The 18,824-nt window shown below is 41.3% G+C and carries 16 protein-coding genes; 10 read left to right on the top strand and 6 right to left on the bottom strand.

All coding sequences use genetic code 11. The annotated features are described in order from the left end of the window. Positions 1-35: 35 nt before the first annotated feature. From H5157_RS13380 to H5157_RS13355, 6 genes are all read right to left on the bottom strand, one after another. Positions 36-245, bottom strand: a complete 210-nt coding sequence (locus tag H5157_RS13380) for a cold-shock protein (protein WP_007580429.1) — start codon at positions 243-245, stop codon at positions 36-38. A 185-nt stretch (positions 246-430) separates the two neighbouring features. Beyond that, positions 431-640, bottom strand: coding sequence for a cold-shock protein (locus tag H5157_RS13375; RefSeq protein ID WP_024595869.1), 210 nt, complete (start codon positions 638-640; stop codon positions 431-433). 425 nt (positions 641-1,065) lie between these two features. Then, positions 1,066-2,070 (bottom strand): YeiH family protein, encoded by a 1,005-nt coding sequence (locus H5157_RS13370; protein ID WP_182724839.1) that lies wholly within the window; start codon positions 2,068-2,070, stop codon positions 1,066-1,068. Next, positions 2,070-3,065: a TauD/TfdA family dioxygenase gene (locus H5157_RS13365; protein WP_024595867.1), complete on the bottom strand. Its 996-nt coding sequence runs from the start codon at positions 3,063-3,065 to the stop codon at positions 2,070-2,072. Before H5157_RS13365 ends, H5157_RS13370 begins: the two co-directional genes overlap by 1 nt. Positions 3,066-3,074: 9 nt before the next feature. After that, entirely contained in the window at positions 3,075-4,037 is a 963-nt protein-coding gene (locus H5157_RS13360) for an aldo/keto reductase (RefSeq protein WP_024595866.1), read from the bottom strand. Between the two features lie 215 nt (positions 4,038-4,252). Then, on the bottom strand, positions 4,253-5,002 hold the full coding sequence (locus H5157_RS13355) for a GntR family transcriptional regulator (RefSeq protein ID WP_024595865.1): 750 nt from the start codon (positions 5,000-5,002) through the stop codon (positions 4,253-4,255). A 180-nt stretch (positions 5,003-5,182) separates the two neighbouring features. Between H5157_RS13355 and H5157_RS13350 the strand changes: the two genes are divergently transcribed. The 10 genes from H5157_RS13350 to H5157_RS13305 all read left to right on the top strand — a co-directional run bounded on the left by H5157_RS13350 (position 5,183) and on the right by H5157_RS13305 (position 18,823). Then, positions 5,183-5,950 (top strand): sulfite exporter TauE/SafE family protein, encoded by a 768-nt coding sequence (locus tag H5157_RS13350; RefSeq protein WP_024595864.1) that lies wholly within the window; start codon positions 5,183-5,185, stop codon positions 5,948-5,950. Positions 5,951-6,057: 107 nt separating this feature from the next. Further along, a complete protein-coding gene (locus H5157_RS13345) occupies positions 6,058-8,118 on the top strand; it encodes an alpha-xylosidase (RefSeq protein WP_182724838.1) in 2,061 nt (686 codons plus the stop codon). A 101-nt stretch (positions 8,119-8,219) separates the two neighbouring features. Beyond that, positions 8,220-9,959 (top strand): solute:sodium symporter family transporter, encoded by a 1,740-nt coding sequence (locus tag H5157_RS13340; protein WP_182720413.1) that lies wholly within the window; start codon positions 8,220-8,222, stop codon positions 9,957-9,959. A gap of 208 nt (positions 9,960-10,167) precedes the next feature. Then, the gene (locus H5157_RS13335; RefSeq protein WP_182720414.1) at positions 10,168-12,603 is read left to right on the top strand and encodes a TonB-dependent receptor; all 2,436 of its coding nucleotides are present in this window, start codon (positions 10,168-10,170) and stop codon (positions 12,601-12,603) included. Between the two features lie 209 nt (positions 12,604-12,812). Continuing rightward, a complete protein-coding gene (locus tag H5157_RS13330) occupies positions 12,813-14,402 on the top strand; it encodes an alkaline phosphatase (protein WP_182720415.1) in 1,590 nt (529 codons plus the stop codon). Positions 14,403-14,413: 11 nt separating this feature from the next. Beyond that, positions 14,414-16,204: an alkaline phosphatase gene (locus H5157_RS13325; RefSeq protein ID WP_182720416.1), complete on the top strand. Its 1,791-nt coding sequence runs from the start codon at positions 14,414-14,416 to the stop codon at positions 16,202-16,204. Positions 16,205-16,343: 139 nt separating this feature from the next. Beyond that, entirely contained in the window at positions 16,344-17,057 is a 714-nt protein-coding gene (locus tag H5157_RS13320) for a hypothetical protein (protein ID WP_024589603.1), read from the top strand. 293 nt (positions 17,058-17,350) lie between these two features. Continuing rightward, positions 17,351-17,785, top strand: a complete 435-nt coding sequence (locus H5157_RS13315; RefSeq protein ID WP_182696066.1) for a hypothetical protein — start codon at positions 17,351-17,353, stop codon at positions 17,783-17,785. Between the two features lie 130 nt (positions 17,786-17,915). Continuing rightward, positions 17,916-18,437, top strand: a complete 522-nt coding sequence (locus tag H5157_RS13310) for a YcxB family protein (protein ID WP_182696065.1) — start codon at positions 17,916-17,918, stop codon at positions 18,435-18,437. A gap of 2 nt (positions 18,438-18,439) precedes the next feature. Beyond that, complete coding sequence (locus H5157_RS13305) at positions 18,440-18,823, top strand: hypothetical protein (protein ID WP_002960201.1); 384 nt, start codon at positions 18,440-18,442, stop codon at positions 18,821-18,823. Position 18,824 lies beyond the last annotated feature (1 nt).

Here is an 18,824-nt window from a genome sequence, read left to right as displayed (position 1 = left end):
ATGGGTTATCTCTAACCCATTAAATTGTGTAGCAATTAGATGCTAACAATGTTCTCGGCTTGTGGGCCTTTTTGACCTTGAGTAACAGTAAACTGTACACGTTGGCCTTCAGCTAAAGTTTTAAAACCGTCGCCAGAGATCGCGCTGAAATGTGCGAACACGTCTGCGCCAGATTCTTGCTCGATAAAACCAAAACCTTTTGCTTCGTTAAACCATTTTACTGAACCAGTAGTTGTATTAGACATAATATGTATCCTAAAAAATTAATATAAGTGTGCCTGAAAAGAGGCGATTGAGCCGGAAAAAATAGTTAACTTGAGGATATCGTGCAGGATTATTACTAAAACAACTCGGTACTAACAAATAAAACAAAACTTCTTTCAAACTAGTATTCAAAATGGGCTATTGCTAACCCATTTAACGAAAGCAATTAGATGCTAACGATGTTTTCAGCTTGTGGGCCTTTTTGACCTTGAGTAACAGTAAACTGTACACGTTGGCCTTCAGCTAAAGTTTTGAAACCGTCGCCAGAGATTGCGCTGAAATGTGCGAAAACATCAGGACCAGATTCTTGCTCGATGAAACCAAAACCTTTTGCTTCGTTGAAAAATTTAACTGTACCAGTTGTAGTTGTAGACATAATAGTATCCTAAGGATTAATAAAAGTGCGCCTTAAATTAGGCAATTTAACAGGAAGAAAACATACATTTAACTGAGGATAACGCGAAGGATTATTACTAAAACAACGTGGTACTTACAAATAAATAGGGTTTTCTGTCAACCCGATGCGAGGCAGGATAACAGTAAATTAAAGTATATACCAAGCCCTATTGTAAATTTATTTTAGAGTAAGTACTTTATTTGTTTGTTGTTTTTTTAACTAATTAGTTATGATTAAGATGATATTTTATACTTTTAAAATAAAGGTAAGCTTTGTTTAATCAATACGTTAAGCCTGTTTTTGTGCGTAGTTTTAAAGTAGGCAAAATACAGCTTTTAATTGGTTGAAACATGACCTAATTACCTACTAATTTTTTTGAGATATACCCTAAATAATGTAATTCTTTAGCTCCAAATTACAAATCCAAGTATTAATAACGCAATCCAAAGTGTTTCAGCCACAATTAAAATAATGGGTTTCATACCTACTTCGGTTAGTTTTCCTAAATTAGTTTTCATACCTATGGCTGAAATAGCAGCAATTAAAAAGAACTGCGAAAGTTCGTTAGCGGTTTCAAGTACTATTGTAGGAACTGAAAAGCAGCTATTTATTACCATAAGTATTACAAAGCCAATTAAAAACCCAGGTACTTTAGGTAACTCTCCGTGTTTTTCTTTATTTGAGTGATTAATAACAACCATCATAATAAGTACAACGGGTAGTAGCATTGCAACACGTACTAGCTTAGTTAGAGTTGCTATATCGCCTGTCTCGGGTGATACCGAATAACCTGCACCCACTACCTGGGCTACATCATGTATTGTGCCACCTAAAAATACGCCTGCATTATGGGCGTCAAACTCAAGATAATTAACCACGATAGGGTAGAGGATCATAGCTAGAGTCGACATGGCTGTTACGCCAATAACGGTTAATAAGGTGTCGCGTTCTTTATGTTCGCTGTTTGGCATAATAGACGAGATAGCCAGCGCAGCAGACGCTCCACAAATAGCAACCGAACCACCTGTAAGTGCACCAAAGCGCTTTTGCAAGCCAAATGCGCGTGCTAGTACTACGCCTAAAATAATAGTAGTAAATATAGCGCCCGCTAGCATAAGTGCTGTTTGCCAACCCAGTGTTACTAAATCTCCCAGCGCTATGCGTGTGCCTAGCAGTACTATACCTACACGCAAAACCGTGGTGCCGGTAAAATCGATACCTTTGGCGCAAGGGCTATCGCTTTGATACAAAAATGAGACTGCCATACCCAGTAACAAAGCAAACAACATGGCTGGCGCGCCGTAATGCTCACTCAAAAATAAGGCGGCAAGGCCAGTCATTGCAGCAATGCTGGCACCTTGCCATAAAGGTGATATTTTACAGCTTAATTTACTGCTTAAGCGCTGCATTACGCTTTAGCTGCGGTAAGTGCTACTAATACTTGGCGCTTACGTTCACCTGTAAAAGGGCGACGACCATGCATAGCCATTTCGTTATCAACTAAAGCAACGTCACCGTCTTGCCATGCAAGATCAAAGGTAAATACTTTAGAAAGCTCAACAATTTTATCAAGTCCTGCTTTGGGTATTGCACTACCATCGCCAAAAGTAATGGCGATTGATGGGTTTTCGCGTACACCTTTCCAGCCCATGTAAGCGGCAATCAGTTGGTTATAAAAAACCTGTACGTTATTTTCAAGAGTTACTACCGCAGGCAGTACCGGTGTAACGGCTTTTAGTGAGCCGTCTTCAAGCCATTCCCACTCGTAACCAAGTTCGGTTAATTTATTATGTGCTTCGTCTTTGGTTTCTACACTTAGCGTACTTTTCCAGCTTCGGCCTTGGCCTGATGTTGCGTCGTCAGCGGCTGGCATATAGGTGGTATATTTTAGGCCTTTGTGTTCAAAATCATGGGCAAGTTTACTGTCGTATTCTTTTAATGCGCTAAATAACTTATCTGATCGGCAAAGAGGTGTTGCACCACCTTCTTCTGCGGCCGATTTACAAAAGAAGAATAACTTACTTGGCGAAATAGGCGTTTGCGCCATTTCGTGATGTAAGTATATTTCTACATCTTTTGGCGCTTCGTTGGCTGTAAATACACGCTCGGTAAAATTAATACGTACCGCGTTAGACAGTGACTCTTTATAAGTAAAATTGTCGTAATCAAACCCTGCTGAAAAAGTATCAAAGGTTTCGGCGCTATTTACCGGGAAGCCACGAAACAGCACAGCACCTGAGCTGCGAAGCTTTGTAGCCAGTTCACTTTTATTCGCGCGAATGAAAGCTACCGCTTCTTCAACGGTGCTGGCGTTATTGTTATTAACCACAATGCACGGAAAAACCGAATCATCGAATGTTAATTGAGTTGGCACTGAGGCGTAGTTAATTTCGGTAGCTGACATTGTATGTTCCTAATCGTAAATTGGGTGAAAACGGTTAAAGGCAGCTTCACAAAAGTGCCCAGGGTCGTTAAATCGGCGATTACTGTTAAGCGCAGAAATTTGCGCCATTTCTTGCTCTGTTAATTCAAAATCAAACAGTGCGAGGTTTTCTTTCATGCGTGCAAGTTTTGAAGTTTTTGGAATAATGGCTGTGCCGCGTTGCACGCCCCAGCGAAGAACTACTTGTGCTGGCGTTTTGCCATGATTGTGTGCAGCCGCTTTAACAACGCTTTGCTCAAGAACTGATTCAGTTTTATCAGCCATTTCTAGCTCAAGGTATGAAAGCGCACCCAGTGGTGAAAACGCAGTAACCGGAATATCGTACTGCTTAGCTAATCTTACTAATCGCTCTTGCGTTAAATAAGGGTGCGACTCAATTTGCAACATAGCGGGTTTGATATTTGCGTAGGTCATTAAATCGTGAAGCAGCGCGCTTGAGTAATTACATACTCCAATGCGTTTAGCTTTGTTGTTATGTACTTGCTCTTCCATTGCTTGCCACGTTAAATATAGCGGCACTTTTGCCAGCTCCATTTGTGGATTTTGCGCGTCTGGGTCAACAAACCACTCTGGTGGATAGCGGGTTTCTATTGGCACAAATGTTTGCGCAATCGGAAAATGAATTAGGTATAAGTCTAGGTAATCTAGCTTTAAATCACTCAGTGTTTTATCAATCGCGAGGCCAACATGCTCTGGTGCATGAAAGGTATTCCACAGTTTTGATGTTACCCATAATTCTTCGCGAGTACATAAACCATCGTTTATTGCTTGGGCTATGCCATCGCCTACTTGTTCTTCGTTACCGTAGTCTGATGCGCAATCAAGATGGCGGTAACCTGCCTTAATGGCTTGGTATACCGTTTGCGCACAATCTTCTTGTGCTACTTTCCATAAACCGAACCCTACTGGAGGGATATTATTTAATGAACTCATTGGGAATTCCTGTTAAAAATGCATAATGACTTGGGTCTTGTATAAGACATAAGTTATTATACGAATCAAACAGTGTCAATACTGTGTTAACAGCAAAGTAGTAAATGGGTGGGTTAAAAAACCTACAGGCAGCAAAAAGGCAGCGTTTGCTGCCTTTAAAAAATATTTAATTATTATGCGCTAAAGTGAGTTTTTAGCACTAAACACGCTTTTAATTAATCAAGTTCAATTTGATAGTGGTAATGATCGCTACGGCATTTGCTTTGGCGGTATTCAATTAGCTTACCTTCGATTGATTCGGTAATTCGTGATACCAACAGCAGTGGGTCGCCAGCTTTAATAGCAAGCATTTTGGCATCATCAGCTGTAGCAAGTACAGCTTTAATACTGTCTTGGGTTTTGTGTACAGTTTGGTTAAATTTGGTTTGATAGTAATGGTACAATGTATGCGGAATATCACTACTTTGATGTATATCAGGAAAGTAGCTTTGTGGTAGGTATATAGTTTCGCTCATGCAAAATTCGTTATTAAGAATGCGCCTACGAACAAGCTTGGTAACTTTGTCTTTTTTATTGAGTTGTAACGCTTCTATTACTTCAACTGGCGCTGCACAAAGCTCAACCGATAGCAGTTCAGCCTTTGGCAAATCGGCACCTTTACCGTCTGCTTGTAACGGAAAAAACCTAAATAAGGCATCTTGCGCGGTATGCTCTGATACAAACGTACCAACGCCTTGGCGACGAGTCACTATTTTATTGTCGGTTAATAAATTAAGTGCTTTACGAACCGTACCTTGGCTTACGTTAAATTCTTCAGCAAGGCGAAATTCGCTTGGTAGTGCTTCGCCAGGTACCCAGCGTCTTTCAACAATGAGCTGTTTAATATAATCAGCCACTTGTAAGTAAAGCGGTTGAAAAGCCAAGCTTGGGCCACTTAATTTGTGATCAAACATAGAGTTACTCATTATTATTTACCATTAAATTTAATCCACCTGTAGTTATATCATAGGTGAAACCTTTTACGCATATTTGCGCTAGCTCAATTAAACGTGAACTACTGCTGTAATGTTTTATAGGCGCAGAATATACATTATGCCTAAAAACAAATCGTTACACTACAATAGCTCACCCTTAGGAAATTAAAAGTGCTCAGTATTTCTTTTGAACTCATTTTGCTTATGGCGTTGTGCCTAAGCCTTGCCACTGTAATGCAAACTCTTAGCGGGTTTGGCTTTGGGTTGCTGGTGGTTGCAAGCTTTACGTTGCTTGATGTATTGCCACTTACGGCAACTACATTTTTAGTGAGTTTGCTAGGGTTAGTTAATTCAACAACCGTGGTCGTTAAGAACCGCAGTTCGGTAAAAGTACCCGAGCTAAAACTTATGTTGTATACCGGTATACCGTTAATGCTGATAGGTTTTGTGCTACTTGAGTTTATGTCGTCGCATTTAACGCACTATTTAAACTTTATTTTAGGTGTAAGTATTCTGCTGTGCTGCGCTTTAATGCTGATTGGCCGCGATCGTGCTAATAAACAAAGCCGCCCTCGTTCGTTTTTAATAGCTGGAGGGGTGAGTGGATTACTTGGTGGGTTGTTTTCAACCTCAGGGCCGCCGCTTGTGTTTCAGTGTTATAAACAAAGTTGGTCTATTGAAGCTATTCGCAGTACGTTATTAGCGGTATTTACTATTGGCGGGTTAGTACGTGTAGGTATCGCTTTATTTGGTACTTTGCCGGGGCTCGACATTATGTTTTTAATTGCAGCGGCTATTCCCTTAGTGTTGTTAGTTACGCATTTTGCTCGTAAATTAACGCCTTACGTTGACGCTAAATGGATACGCATTATAGCTATTACGTTACTAGGACTGAGCGGCGTATCGCTGGTGGCTACATCGGCACCTGGCATTTTTTAAAAAATGCGATGTAAATAATTCATCTTGAGTTTATTTACGTTGACATGGGGATTACAATTATTTAACTTGTGTCTTATACAAGACTAATAATTGGTTAAGGAACTCCCATGAATGCATTTGAATTACGTGAGCCAGACTGGAACGCAATAGAACCAGCACGCTTAACCGCACAGCCAAAGTTACAAGGTAATGTGCTGGTTTTGCCCACTCAGTTTGGTGATATTAGCGTAACGATAAGCCAGTTTGGTTTACGTTTAAATGCAGGCACCACGCATGACGAGCAGTTTAAAATATTAACCACAACCCCATCAGAATACCCCCTCACACTTAGCAAAAACAATAATGATTACAGTGTAAGTGGTGGCGAATACCGGCTAGAGTTTTACTGCGACCCTTTTCATTTCAAACTTTATAAAAACGATGAGCTAGTGCAGCAATCAGCAACCGATGGCCACTTTGTACGCCAGCATCGTTTACCGCCACTGGCTAAAACTGATAACGGCTGGATATTAAGCTTAGAGCTTAACTACGATGAGGCCGTGTATGGTCTTGGCGAAAAATGGGGAAAGCTTGATAAACGCGGCCAACTTATTCGTTCATACAACCACGATGCGCTAGGCGTTAACGCCGAAAAGTCTTATAAAAACACACCGTATGCATGGAGCCCAGAAGGCTGGAACTTATTTGTACATACACCTGCACCGGTAACTCATGGCGTAGGTTACGCACTGTGGTCGCAACGCGCATATGTATGTTTAGTTGAAGATGAGGCGCTAGATGTATTTTTATATCAAGAACAAACACCTGCTCAAAGCATTAACCGTTACTGTGAGCTAACAGGTTTTGCACCGGTGCCACCGCAGTGGAGCTTTGGTGTTATTTTATCAAAAGCGTATTACAAAGATGCTGACGAATTACTGAGTGTTGCCCGCGAAGTGCGTGCTAAAAGTATGCCGTGCGACGTAATTACTCTTGATGGCCGCGCATGGCAAGACACCGACACCCGCTTTGCATTTGAATGGGATCCAACACGCTACGCCGACCCAAAACCAGTGCTTGATGAACTAAAAGCCATGGATTTTAAAATTTGCGTATGGGAATACCCGATGATCTCGGTAAATAACCCATTATTTGCTAAAGCGGCCGAAAATGGCTGGCTTATAAAAGATAAACGCACCGGTAAAGCGTATCAATACGAGTGGGATTTAAGCCCATTTGGCGAAGTACTTACACCATTACCAGAGTCGGGTATTTTAGATTTTACTCACCCCGACGCTTACGAATACTGGCTCGAATCGCACAAGCCATTGTTTGAGCTGGGCGTAGATATGATAAAAGCAGACTTTGGCGAACAGCTAGAAGACGAAAACATGGTATCGCACAGTGGCGATAGCGGCATTAGACTGCATAATGTTTATAGCATGCTGTACAACCGCTGCGTTTATGAAGCTGCAGAAAAGTACTGTAAAACAGGGCCATTTTTGTTTAGCCGCTCAGCGTGGACTGGCAGCCAACGTTTCCCTGCACAATGGGGCGGCGACCCACAGGCCGATTGGCAGGGTTTAGCGGCAAGCATTCGTGGCAGTTTAGCGTGGGGTATGTCGGGTGGGCCATTTTTTGCAACCGACATTGGTGGTTTTTACAAAGACACCCGCGACGCAGAACTTTACGTGCGCTGGGCACAAGCGTCGGTATTTAGCGCACATATGCGCTTACACGGTATTGGTCCTCGCGAACCTTGGTCTTACACAGAGCAAGCAAGTGATGCGGTATTTGCAGCGCTTAAATTGCGCTACCAACTTATTCCTTATTTAGAGCAAAGTGCCATACAAGCACAGCAAACTGGCTTGCCAATTCAGCGTGCAATGGTTTTAGCATTTCCTGATGATGTGCTAGCGCATAGTTTTGATCAGCAATTTATGTGCGGTGAAAAATTGTTAGTAGTGCCGTGTGTCGTACCAAACGGTAAAGTGAAGTTTTATTTACCACAAGGCAACTGGATTCGCTTTCCTGATAAACAATCTTACGAAGGTGGTAAGTACTACGAGCACACACTCGCACTTGAAGAAATGGCAGTATTTGTACGCGAAGGCGACAGCCTAATGCTTGGCCCAGAGGTTCAACACACAGAACAAGACATGAGCCAATTAACAGCATGGCCTAAATAAATCTCGGCTTAATAAAAACACACACTACACACATACAACACACAATAATAAAGATATTAGCTTACTTTTTACCGAGTAAAGTAAGCTAAAAGGGGCGCAAGATGGAAGGTATGAACATTACCATGACACTGCTATCGTGCTTGGCGTTTATGGCGCTGGTGGGATATATCTCGTACCAAAAAACCAAAGGGGAAGTTAACACCCAAGATGGCTACTTTTTAGCGGGTCGTGGGTTAACAGGTACATTTATAGCAGGGTCAATGATCCTCACTAACTTATCGGCCGAGCAACTAATTGGCCTTAATGGCTCAGCCTATGGTTACAACCTAAGCTCAATGGCGTGGGAAGTAACCGCAGGAGTATCAACCATCATTATGGCGTTGATCTTTTTGCCTCGTTATTTAGCGGGTGCGTTTTCTACCTTGCCTGAATTTTTACGAGATCGTTTTGATGATACCGTACGCCGCATGACGGTGATCTTATTTATGGTAGGGTATTGTTTTATAACGATCCCTTCGGTTTTGTACTCAGGATCAATAGCCGTACTTAGGCTGTTTGATGTTCCTACCTTATTAAATATGAGTTACGAAGCAAGCCTGATTGTGACCATTATTACAGTGGGCTCAGTTGGCGCTATATACGCTGTTTTTGGCGGTTTAAAGGCGGTTGCGGTATCAGATACCATTAACGGTGTTGGGTTATTAATTATTGGTATTCTAGTGCCCACACTGGGTTTGATAGCACTAGGCGAAGGTAGTTTTTCAGAAGGGTTAAGCACCCTAGTAAACACCGACACAGAAAAGCTCAATGCTATTGGTAGCGAGGATGATCCCGTGCCATTTGGCACTATTTTTACAGGTATGATCCTCGCTAATTTGTTTTATTGGGGTACTAATCAGTACGTGATCCAGCGTACGCTGGGCGCTAAAAACTTAGTAGAAGGGCAAAAAGGCGTGTTGTTTTCAGGGTACTTTAAAGTGTTAGTACCGTTTATGATGATGATCCCAGGCGTTATTGCTTACCATCTTTATAAACACGAAAGCCTACCCACTATCGATTTAGCTTACCCACATTTAGTGAAAGAAGTGCTTCCACAGTATTTATCTGGGTTCTTTTTGGCCGTATTACTAGGTGCTGTATTTAGCTCGTTTAATTCACTGCTCAATAGCGCGGCAACCTTATTTTGCTTAGACGTTTATAAGCCAATGAAAAAAAATAAGGTAACAGACAGCCAACTTATAAAAGTAGCCAAAATTACTAGTATTGTTATTGCCATATTGTCGTTTATAACTGCGCCATTATTGATGTTCGCACCTGAAGGTTTATGGCACATAATTCGTGTGTTTACAGGCTTTTACAACATTCCAGTCATCACAATTGTATTGGTAGGTTTGTTTACTCGAAAAGTGCCTGCACTAGGCGCTAAAGTCGCGATTATATTCCATATTATTGCCTACACCTTGCTTAAATTTGTGTGGGATGTAGACATTAACTTTATTCATATTTACGCCATTTTGTTCTTAATTGAATTGGCGATAATGCTGGGTATTGGTTACTACAAACCACTTAAAACACCATGGCAATTTACTCGTAAAGCTGAGGTAGACCTTAATCCTTGGAAATACGCATTACCTTGCGCAATTGTATTAGTAAGCTTGATTGTTAGCTTATATATATTATTTTCGCCACTCGGATTGGTTGGTGGAACCAGTGTGTACTTTGTACCAAGTTTAGCTGCTGTATGGTCTACAGCCTTAGTGCTTAGCTGGTGGAGTGTACGTCGTTGGCAGGTTAGTTACGAAAATAGCTTAGCGCGTATTGGTGCTAAAAACGCCGCATAACCTGCGGCTATATTCTGTATTCCAAACTTAAATCACATTTAATTCACATAATGTTTGCATTAGCAAGATAGTTTGTTTAAATTTAAAGCTCTTATATAAGATATAAGAGCTTTAAGGAAAGTACCACACACTGACACCGCTTTATTAGCAACACACACAATTGCTAGCGCGGTACCACACAGCACACACGCACAATATGGAGAATGACATGAGAGCTAAAAAGTCCGTCTTAAGCTTGGCAGTCACGTTAGCAATGACAACCGGTTTAGCGCTTAGCGCGCAGGTACATGCGCAGCAAGAGCAAACCGAACAAGAACAACAAAAAACAGATACAGCTAAAAACGATACGTTTGAAAAAATAGTCGTTACTTCACAAAAAAGAACGCAAAGTTTAAACGAAGTACCTGTTGCGGTATCGGTACTTAATAGCGATCAAATTAATTCAGCTTTTGCTAATAACATGGAAGGCTTACAGTCACTTGTCCCTTCAGTTAGCTTTAGAAAAGGCACCACAACCCGTAACTCAGCGCTAACAGTGCGCGGTATTGGTACTATTTCATTTAGTATTGCTGCCGAGCCAAGTGTAGCAACTGTTGTTGATGGCGTGGTGCTTGGCCGCTCGGGTCAAGCATTTGCCGATTTATACGACGTAGACCGCATTGAAGTATTACGCGGGCCACAAGGTACATTGTTTGGTAAAAACGCCTCAGCAGGTGTGGTAAACATAACAACAAAAGATCCCTCGTACGACACAACAGGCAGCGTAGAAACCTCGTTTTATCAAGATAACGAATACCGTTTTAAAGGCGTTATAAGCGGCGGTTTAACCGACGACCTAGCGGCAAGCCTAACGGTATTTAAAGGTAAATTTGACGGTTACATTGATAACGTTTACAACAACGAAAAAGTAAACGGTTACGACCGTGAAGGTGCACGTGCTGTATTTAAATACGAGCCAGAGGATGACTTAAGCGTAAAATTTATTGCTGAATTTTATAACGCTGACGATGATTGTTGTGCCGACTTAGAAGCACTACCAAGTGGCCGTAATCCAGATTCAAAATCAGTACCAAATAGTAACGGTATTGTTGATGGCGTAGCCGATATTGATTTAGACCAACGCAGCGTTGATCACGACTACGAGTCGCGCACAATTGACGAACATAGCGCGTTTTCAGTACAAGTTGATAAAACAATTGGCGACTATACATATACTTCAATTACAGCGCAGCGTTCGTGGGATAACACAGAGTACCGTGAAGGCGACTTTACCTCTATTGCTGGCGACAGCAGCGAGCCGGTATTTGACGCGCCGTTTCAATTACACGATTTAGGTGCACAGCAATGGGATCAGTTTTCGCAAGAATTTAGAGTTACATCAAACCTAGCTGGGCCATTTAACTATGTTGCTGGCTTATTTTATTGGAACATGAATTCACAACGTAACTTTACTCGCGATGCTAGTTGTCAAAATAATGGTGGCCAGCTTGATAGCGCAATGGCTTTTTACGCGCAAAATAACTTATCGGGCGCTGAACTTGATGCAGCACTTAACGACCTAGATGGTTACACACAAGGTCTAGGTGTTAGCTGTAACGCAAACGATATTGTATCGGCCACTGCTTTTATGAGCACAGAATTTAACAACTGGGCCGCTTTTGCCGACGGTACTTACGATTTATCTGAAGATTTACGCGTATTATTTGGTATTCGTTACACCGACGATGAAGTGTCTTACACGCATCGCCGTGTAAGTAATGATGTGTATGGCCGCACCGGTGTAGGTGTGCGCCCAGCAACACTTAATACAGATGATGAAGGCAAAGCCGAAGAAACCAACGTATCGGGTCGTTTAGGTATGCAATACGATTTAGGCGATGGTCAAATGGTATACGGTACTTACTCGCAAGGTTACAAAGGCCCTGGTTTTAATATTTATTATAACTTTAACCCAGACACCGATAGTCGCGAAATAGCACCTGAAGAGTCTGACGCTTATGAAATAGGCTACAAATACGCAAGCCGCGAATTTGTATTTAACATGGCGCTTTTCAGAACCGAAATTGAAGGCTTTCAAGCTAACAACTTTGACTGTTCAGACGGCACTTGTATTACGCGCTTAACCAATGCGGGTGATGTAAGTACGCAAGGTGTTGAAGTTGACTTTATGTGGGCTGCAACAGAGTCGCTAACCCTTACTGGTGGTGTTGCTTACATTAAAGCTGAAATTGACGAGTTTAATTGTCCGGCAGAGGTAGCCGCTGGTTCGTGTACTGACCGCTCAGGTTTAGATGTACCATTTTCGCCAGATTTAAAATACTCACTAACGGCTGACTACTTTATTGAAACCGACCATGGCTTTAACGTACATATTAACGGCTCTTACATTTACACCGACGAGCAATACTCAGACCTACCAGACAACGTAGGCGAATTTAATCCAGCTGCTTTATTACCAGATTACGGTATTTTAAACGCAAGTGTGGGTTTATCGTTTAAAGATGACGCGTTTAGAGTATCACTTATTGCTAAAAACTTAACCGACGAAAGTTACGCAACAACCTACAGTGGCGATAACTTCCGTTATCAAATACCGCGCGATGCAGAGCGCTACTTTGGGGTATCGTTTAAAGCACGTTTTTAATATTTAAATAACTCCCTCAATAATTTCCCTTAAAAGCGCAACGTTTAACACGTTGCGCTTTTTTTGTGACTTATTGTTGTAATAGTTTGGTCATTTTACTTTCATCAAAATTACCTTTATCAGTCACATCTGTTTTCTATAGTGCAGCGGTTGATCTTTTTTGTGTTTACACATTTCAAAAAATAACCACTAAACAATGGGAATTACGGATGAAAATTAAAAAAGTCGCTGCGGCAATCGCGCTAACATTTGCGTTTAGCGCAGTTAGCCATGCTGATGTACTACCGCAAAGCCAAAAAGACAGCAGCTGGTATAGCGCTGCGCAAACTAAACTAACAACAAAAACAGCACAAGCGCAGGCTACACAAGCCACTAAAGCTAAAAACGTTATTTTATTTGTGGGCGATGGCATGGGTATTTCTACACTTACCGCCGCGCGCATTTTACAAGGGCAGCGTAATAACCAATCTGGCGAAGAAGGTTATTTAAGCTTTGAAGAGTTCCCATACTCTGCACAAGTTAAAACGTATAACGTAGATGCTCAAACTCCTGATTCAGCAGGCACGATGACGGCTATTATTTCGGGTGTAAAAACCGATGTGGGCGTTATTGGTGTAGATGAAGATATTGAACGCGGCGTGTGTTCAACAGTGGCAGGTAACGAGCTAATTACCGCAACTGAATTGGCTGAAATTAAAGGGCTATCTACCGGTATTATTTCTACAGCACGTATTACTCATGCAACGCCTGCTGCCACATATGCTAAATCGGCTGACCGTAACTGGGAAGATGTATCAGATATGCCAGAAGATGCCGTAACGGGTGGCTGTGAAGACATTGCATCGCAACTTGTTAACTTTGAAAAAAACCTAGAAGCACGATTTGTAGGGACCGACGTAGACGGTCTTGATTTTGTAATGGGTGGCGGACGTCGTCACTTTTTACCAAAAGACGAAACAGCTAACTCAACAGATGCAGTAAGTGCTATAGAAGGCGACCGTACTGACGAGCGCAACCTAGTGACTGAGTGGCAAACACAATACCCAGATGCTACGTACGTAATGGATCAAACAGGCTTTGATGCAATAGCAGACGATGCCACTAAAGTATTTGGTTTATTTAACGAATCCCACATGCAATACGAAGCTGACCGCGCAAACGATGTAGCGGGCGAGCCTTCACTTACCGATATGACCACTAAAGCAATTGAAGTGCTTGGTAAAAACGATAACGGATTTTTCTTAACGGTTGAGTCGGGAAGAATTGACCACGCGCACCACGCGGGTAATGCTTACAACGCGCTTAACGACACCATTGAGTTTGCTAAAGCCGTGCAAGCAGCGGTAGATAACACCAATCCAGAAGAAACCCTTATTTTAGTAACCGCTGATCACAGCCATGTATTTACTATTGCCGGCTACCCTAAGCGTGGTAATCCAATTTTAGGTCAAGTAGTTGCAGTAGGCGAAACAACACCAAGCTTAGCCGCCGACGATATGCCGTACACCACAGTAGGTTACGCAAATGGTTTAGGTTTTAGAAACTTGGGCAGTGAGACTGATGCGGATGCAAGTTACACAAGTGCTGCTGTTGCAGGGCGTGTTGAGCTAAATGGCGTTGATACAACGACCCCAGGTTTTCACCAAGAAGCAACTGTACCAATGGGCTCAGAAACACACGCGGGTGAAGATATTTCACTGCATGCAAAAGGTCCAGGTGCTCAGCTAGCACAAGGCGTAATTGAACAAAACGTAGTGTTTCATCTAATTAATCAAGCTCTTGAACTAACTCAGCAATAATGGCGGCTAACATGAACAAATTAACAGTACTTTCTTTAGCAGTAATGGTCGCGCTAGCAGGTTGCTCGAGTGACGATAACAAAAATGAAAATAATATTATTGCAGTAGATAACGCTATTGCAGTGGGCTCTGATCAGTGCATTAATGGCGGTGTAGAGACTCAAGTAGGCGCAGATACCAATAATAACGACGTGCTAGACAGCGACGAAGTTAACTCAACTAATTTAGTGTGTAATGCACCTGCAACGTCGCTCACAAACGAGCAATTAGCCTCGCTTACTAGTAATGCATGGTTTAGTGAAGCACAAACAAAATTAGGTGCTGCACAAACAGCCAGTAGCAACATTGTTACTGAATCAGGCAAAGCTAAAAACGTTATTTTATTTGTGGGCGATGGTATGGGTATTTCTACCATAACCGCAGCACGTATTTTAGCGGGTCAGTTAGAGGGCGAAATGGGTGAAGAGCACCAGTTAAGCTTTGAAACTATGCCTTTTTCGGGCTTTGTAAAAACATACAACGTAGATGCGCAAACGCCAGATTCGGCAGGCACTATGACCGCAATGGCATCGGGTGTTAAAACCGACGCGGGCGTTTTAGGTATAGATGAAGCGGTTGAACGTGGTAATTGTGCATCAGGCAAAGGGCACGAACTAGTTACCTCATTAGAGCTTGCTGAAATTGCAGGTAAAGCAACAGGGATTATTTCTACAGCGCGTATTACTCACGCAACCCCAGCTGCAACGTATGCTAAATCGGCAGAGCGTAACTGGGAAGATATCTCCGATATGCCAGAAAGTGCCGCAACGTGTGAAGATATTGCATCGCAACTAGTTAACTTTGAAGCCAACCTAGAAGCACGCTTTAGTGGTGTTGATGTAGACGGTATTGACGTAGTAATGGGCGGCGGTCGTCGTCACTTTTTACCAAAAGATGCCGCGTTTAATTCAGCCGATGCAGTAAGTGCTGTTGAAGGGGATCGTACAGATAACCGCGACTTAACCGCAGAGTGGAAAACGCAATATCCAAATGGCACGTACGTAATGGATCAAACCGGTTTTGATGCAATAAGTGACGACGCCACTAAAGTATTTGGTTTATTTAACGAGTCCCACATGCAATACGAAGCTGACCGTGCAAACGATGTTGCAGGCGAACCTTCGCTTTCACAAATGACCGAAAAAGCAATAAACGTGCTTGATAACAACGAGCAAGGTTTTTTCTTAACGGTTGAGTCGGGTCGAATTGACCACGCGCATCATGCGGGTAACGCTTATAACGCGTTAAACGACACTATTGAGCTTGCTAAAGCCGTTAAAGTGGCGATGGAAAACACCAACCCAGAAGAAACATTAATAGTTGTAACAGCCGATCACAGCCATGTATTTACCATTGCCGGTTACCCTAAACGCGGTAACCCAATTTTAGGTAAAGTGGTTGCCGTGGGCGAAACTGAGCCAAGCCTCGCCGCCGATGATATGCCTTATACAACTGTTGGCTACACTAATGGTTTAGGTTACAGAGATTTAGGCGATGAAACCAATGCCGATGCATCTTACTTAGCCGCACCGGTAACAGGGCGTGTTGACTTAAGCGATGTTGATACAACAACACCGGGTTTTCACCAAGAGTCGTTAGTACCACTTGGCTCAGAAACACATGCCGGTGAAGATGTTGGCGTTTATGCAATGGGCCCAGGTGCACACTTGGTAACAGGCACAAACGAGCAAAGCTTTTTATTCCATGTAATGGACTTTGCCGCTGACTTTGTAAAAGCAGCAGACGAAAAACTAGCGCAATAAATACCGCCTAGTTATAAATTTAGTTAAATATATCTAAATAAAAAACCCCGCATACTTTGCGGGGTTTTTGTCATTAAACTGACATTTATAATCGTTATGTTATTGCCATAAACTTGAAATATAAATAAGAGATAGCTAAATGAAAAAAGCGTTATTAATAATTGCCACGCTTGTAAGTACAAGTAGCTTTGCCTCGCAATGTGATATTGATGCCAAGCAATTAAAAGCGGATTATAAAATTACCAACAGCCATAAAGCGCAGCAAAGTAGCGAGTCACTTACCCTTTGGCGAAACAATCAGCAAGTAGCGCATCAAAGTGAAGTAATAACCGAGCTTTGGCAGCACTTAGCCAATAATCAAATACGACCAATACGTTATTTTAATGCCCAGCAACGCGGTATTGAATATCAACCATCTGAGGTACGCGGCGTACAAAACTGGAGTGCTAAAAGTCAGCTGGTGGATAACCACTTAATCGAAAAAATGACCTTAGTAAGCACACAAGGCAAAGGCTGTGATGAAGTGAAAAACTATACACTGAGCGAAAATGGCAACGACTTTAACCTTGCCTTTATTACGCATTCAAAATTAGTTAAAACATTTAGTATTAGTAATAAAAAAAGCCAAACAAGTACATTACTAAGCCTTAATAATGTAAACACTAATGAGCCATTAATTAGTGCTCAATTTGCACAGTGGGATCGCTTTCAAACCACCGATTACGCCGACATTGGCGATAACGAAGGCGACCCATTTTTAGCTAAAATGATAAACCTTGGTTTTATTGAGCACGGCGCAACTGGCTTTTATAACCAGCAGGGCGAGGCTATTCAAGGCGGGCATCACCACTAGGTTTTAGTTGAGTTTTAATGTGGCGTAGGACGAGCTTGCTGTGTTGGGGGTAAATTTATACTTCAGTCAGCAAGCTGTGGTGAGCTATCAACCGGCCTCTAAAATAAAGTGAATTTAAAATACTTCCGCCTAAATAATACTTCGAATAATCGCCTCATCTTATAAATAAGCACCGCCTGCTGCTAATTATTTATAGTTCGCAATAACTTACGCTATTTGATACTAATAGAAGTCCACGCAATAGGGACGCTTGAAAAAGTACTTATTAGCAAAGCTGTTATATTGGAACTTAAATGCGAGTACTTTTAGTTATATGTTTTTTATGGACTAGCTTATTATTTGCCTGCGGCAATGATGAACTAGGCCAATCAGCCTCTTTTGCAAAAATAAATGAAGACTATAGCGTAGGTAACTTTGTTGGCTATGATGTCTACGTACCTGAGATATTTAAAGACTATTATTTAACGTCATTTACAGTAGTGATAAAAGATACTTTATTAGCAGACTTGGATTTTACTGAAGCTAATAGTTATGAAGGTTATTACAAGGTATTTTTTCAAGTTAATCCTGAGAGATTAGATTCATTAAATATAGTACTTGGTTATTCAACAACAAAAGACAAAAAAGGAATTGTAATGTGTGGTGAAAGAATACAGTTAAATTTAAAAGAGTTACTCAGAGCAAATCAACCAGAAATGATCATCGCGCCCCCACCACCACTAAAATAGATCGAATTATTAAATTATTTTTAAACGTCGATCAAAGCGCCTGAAATAGTTTGTTCGGGTTTTGTTTGGTCTTATATTTATATAGCTTAAGTAGTTCGCTATGTTTAAACAAAGTTAGGATTCATTTTTTATGATCAAATCTATCACTGTTACTAAAAAGAATTATACCGACTATGCTGATTTTGCAATAAAAAGGTTGTGTACGCCTCAAGGTAAAAAAGACTCAGGAGTTATAAAAAATGTGATTGTTTGGTTTGTAATAACTGTTGTTTTTATGACTATCTTTCAGGTCGAGTCTATTCGCCTTTCTGACTTTCATTGGCCAAGTGGGTTAATTGTAGCAGTGCCATTTTTAATATTAATTATTGTATTTTTATACAATAATCATAAGTTAAAAGAGCAATCAATCCCCAATGAAAATGGCGTAATGATTGGCAATAAAACAATTGAATTTCAAGCTGATGGCATTCGCGAGACTAATCATCTTGGAAGTTACTTTTATAAATGGCAAGCCGTTGAAGCAATGGAAGAAAATAAAGGCGATTTATATATATTTGTAGACAAGTTATTGGCTTTAATAATCCCAGCTAGCACATTTACAAACGAAGCCGAAAAAGAAGAACTAAAAGCATTTATTAAAGCTCATATTTAGTCATGCGTCATTTTATAAATATTTACACCGTCTTAGTGTTTATTTTAATGCTTATACCTATTTCATCAATGGGAAGTGAAAAACCAGCTAACACTACCGATGAAAAATGGGGCAAGTATCTAGAGCATAGAGCTGCTTGGAATAAAATGCTTAAAGAGCGTTATGAAAATAAGTTAAAGCATACTCCGCCAAAACCGCCTTGGATTAAATTTCCAAATTATCATCCGAGCGATATATTTTGGAGAATGGGTGACGGCGAAAGCTACATAAGTGACTATTTCTCTATCTATTTTCAGTACGCTTCTAAGGCTGAAATAAATGCTTATAAGATTAAATATCCTGAACACTCAGATTGGCGTGGAACATATAAGCGCTTTGAACACTAAC

It is taken from the genome of Pseudoalteromonas sp. SG43-3 (assembly GCF_014164385.1).
Classification (GTDB): Bacteria; Pseudomonadota; Gammaproteobacteria; order Enterobacterales; family Alteromonadaceae; genus Pseudoalteromonas; species Pseudoalteromonas distincta.
The sequence above is the reverse complement of the archived record's forward strand: the minus strand, read 5'-3'. Positions and strand labels throughout refer to the sequence as shown.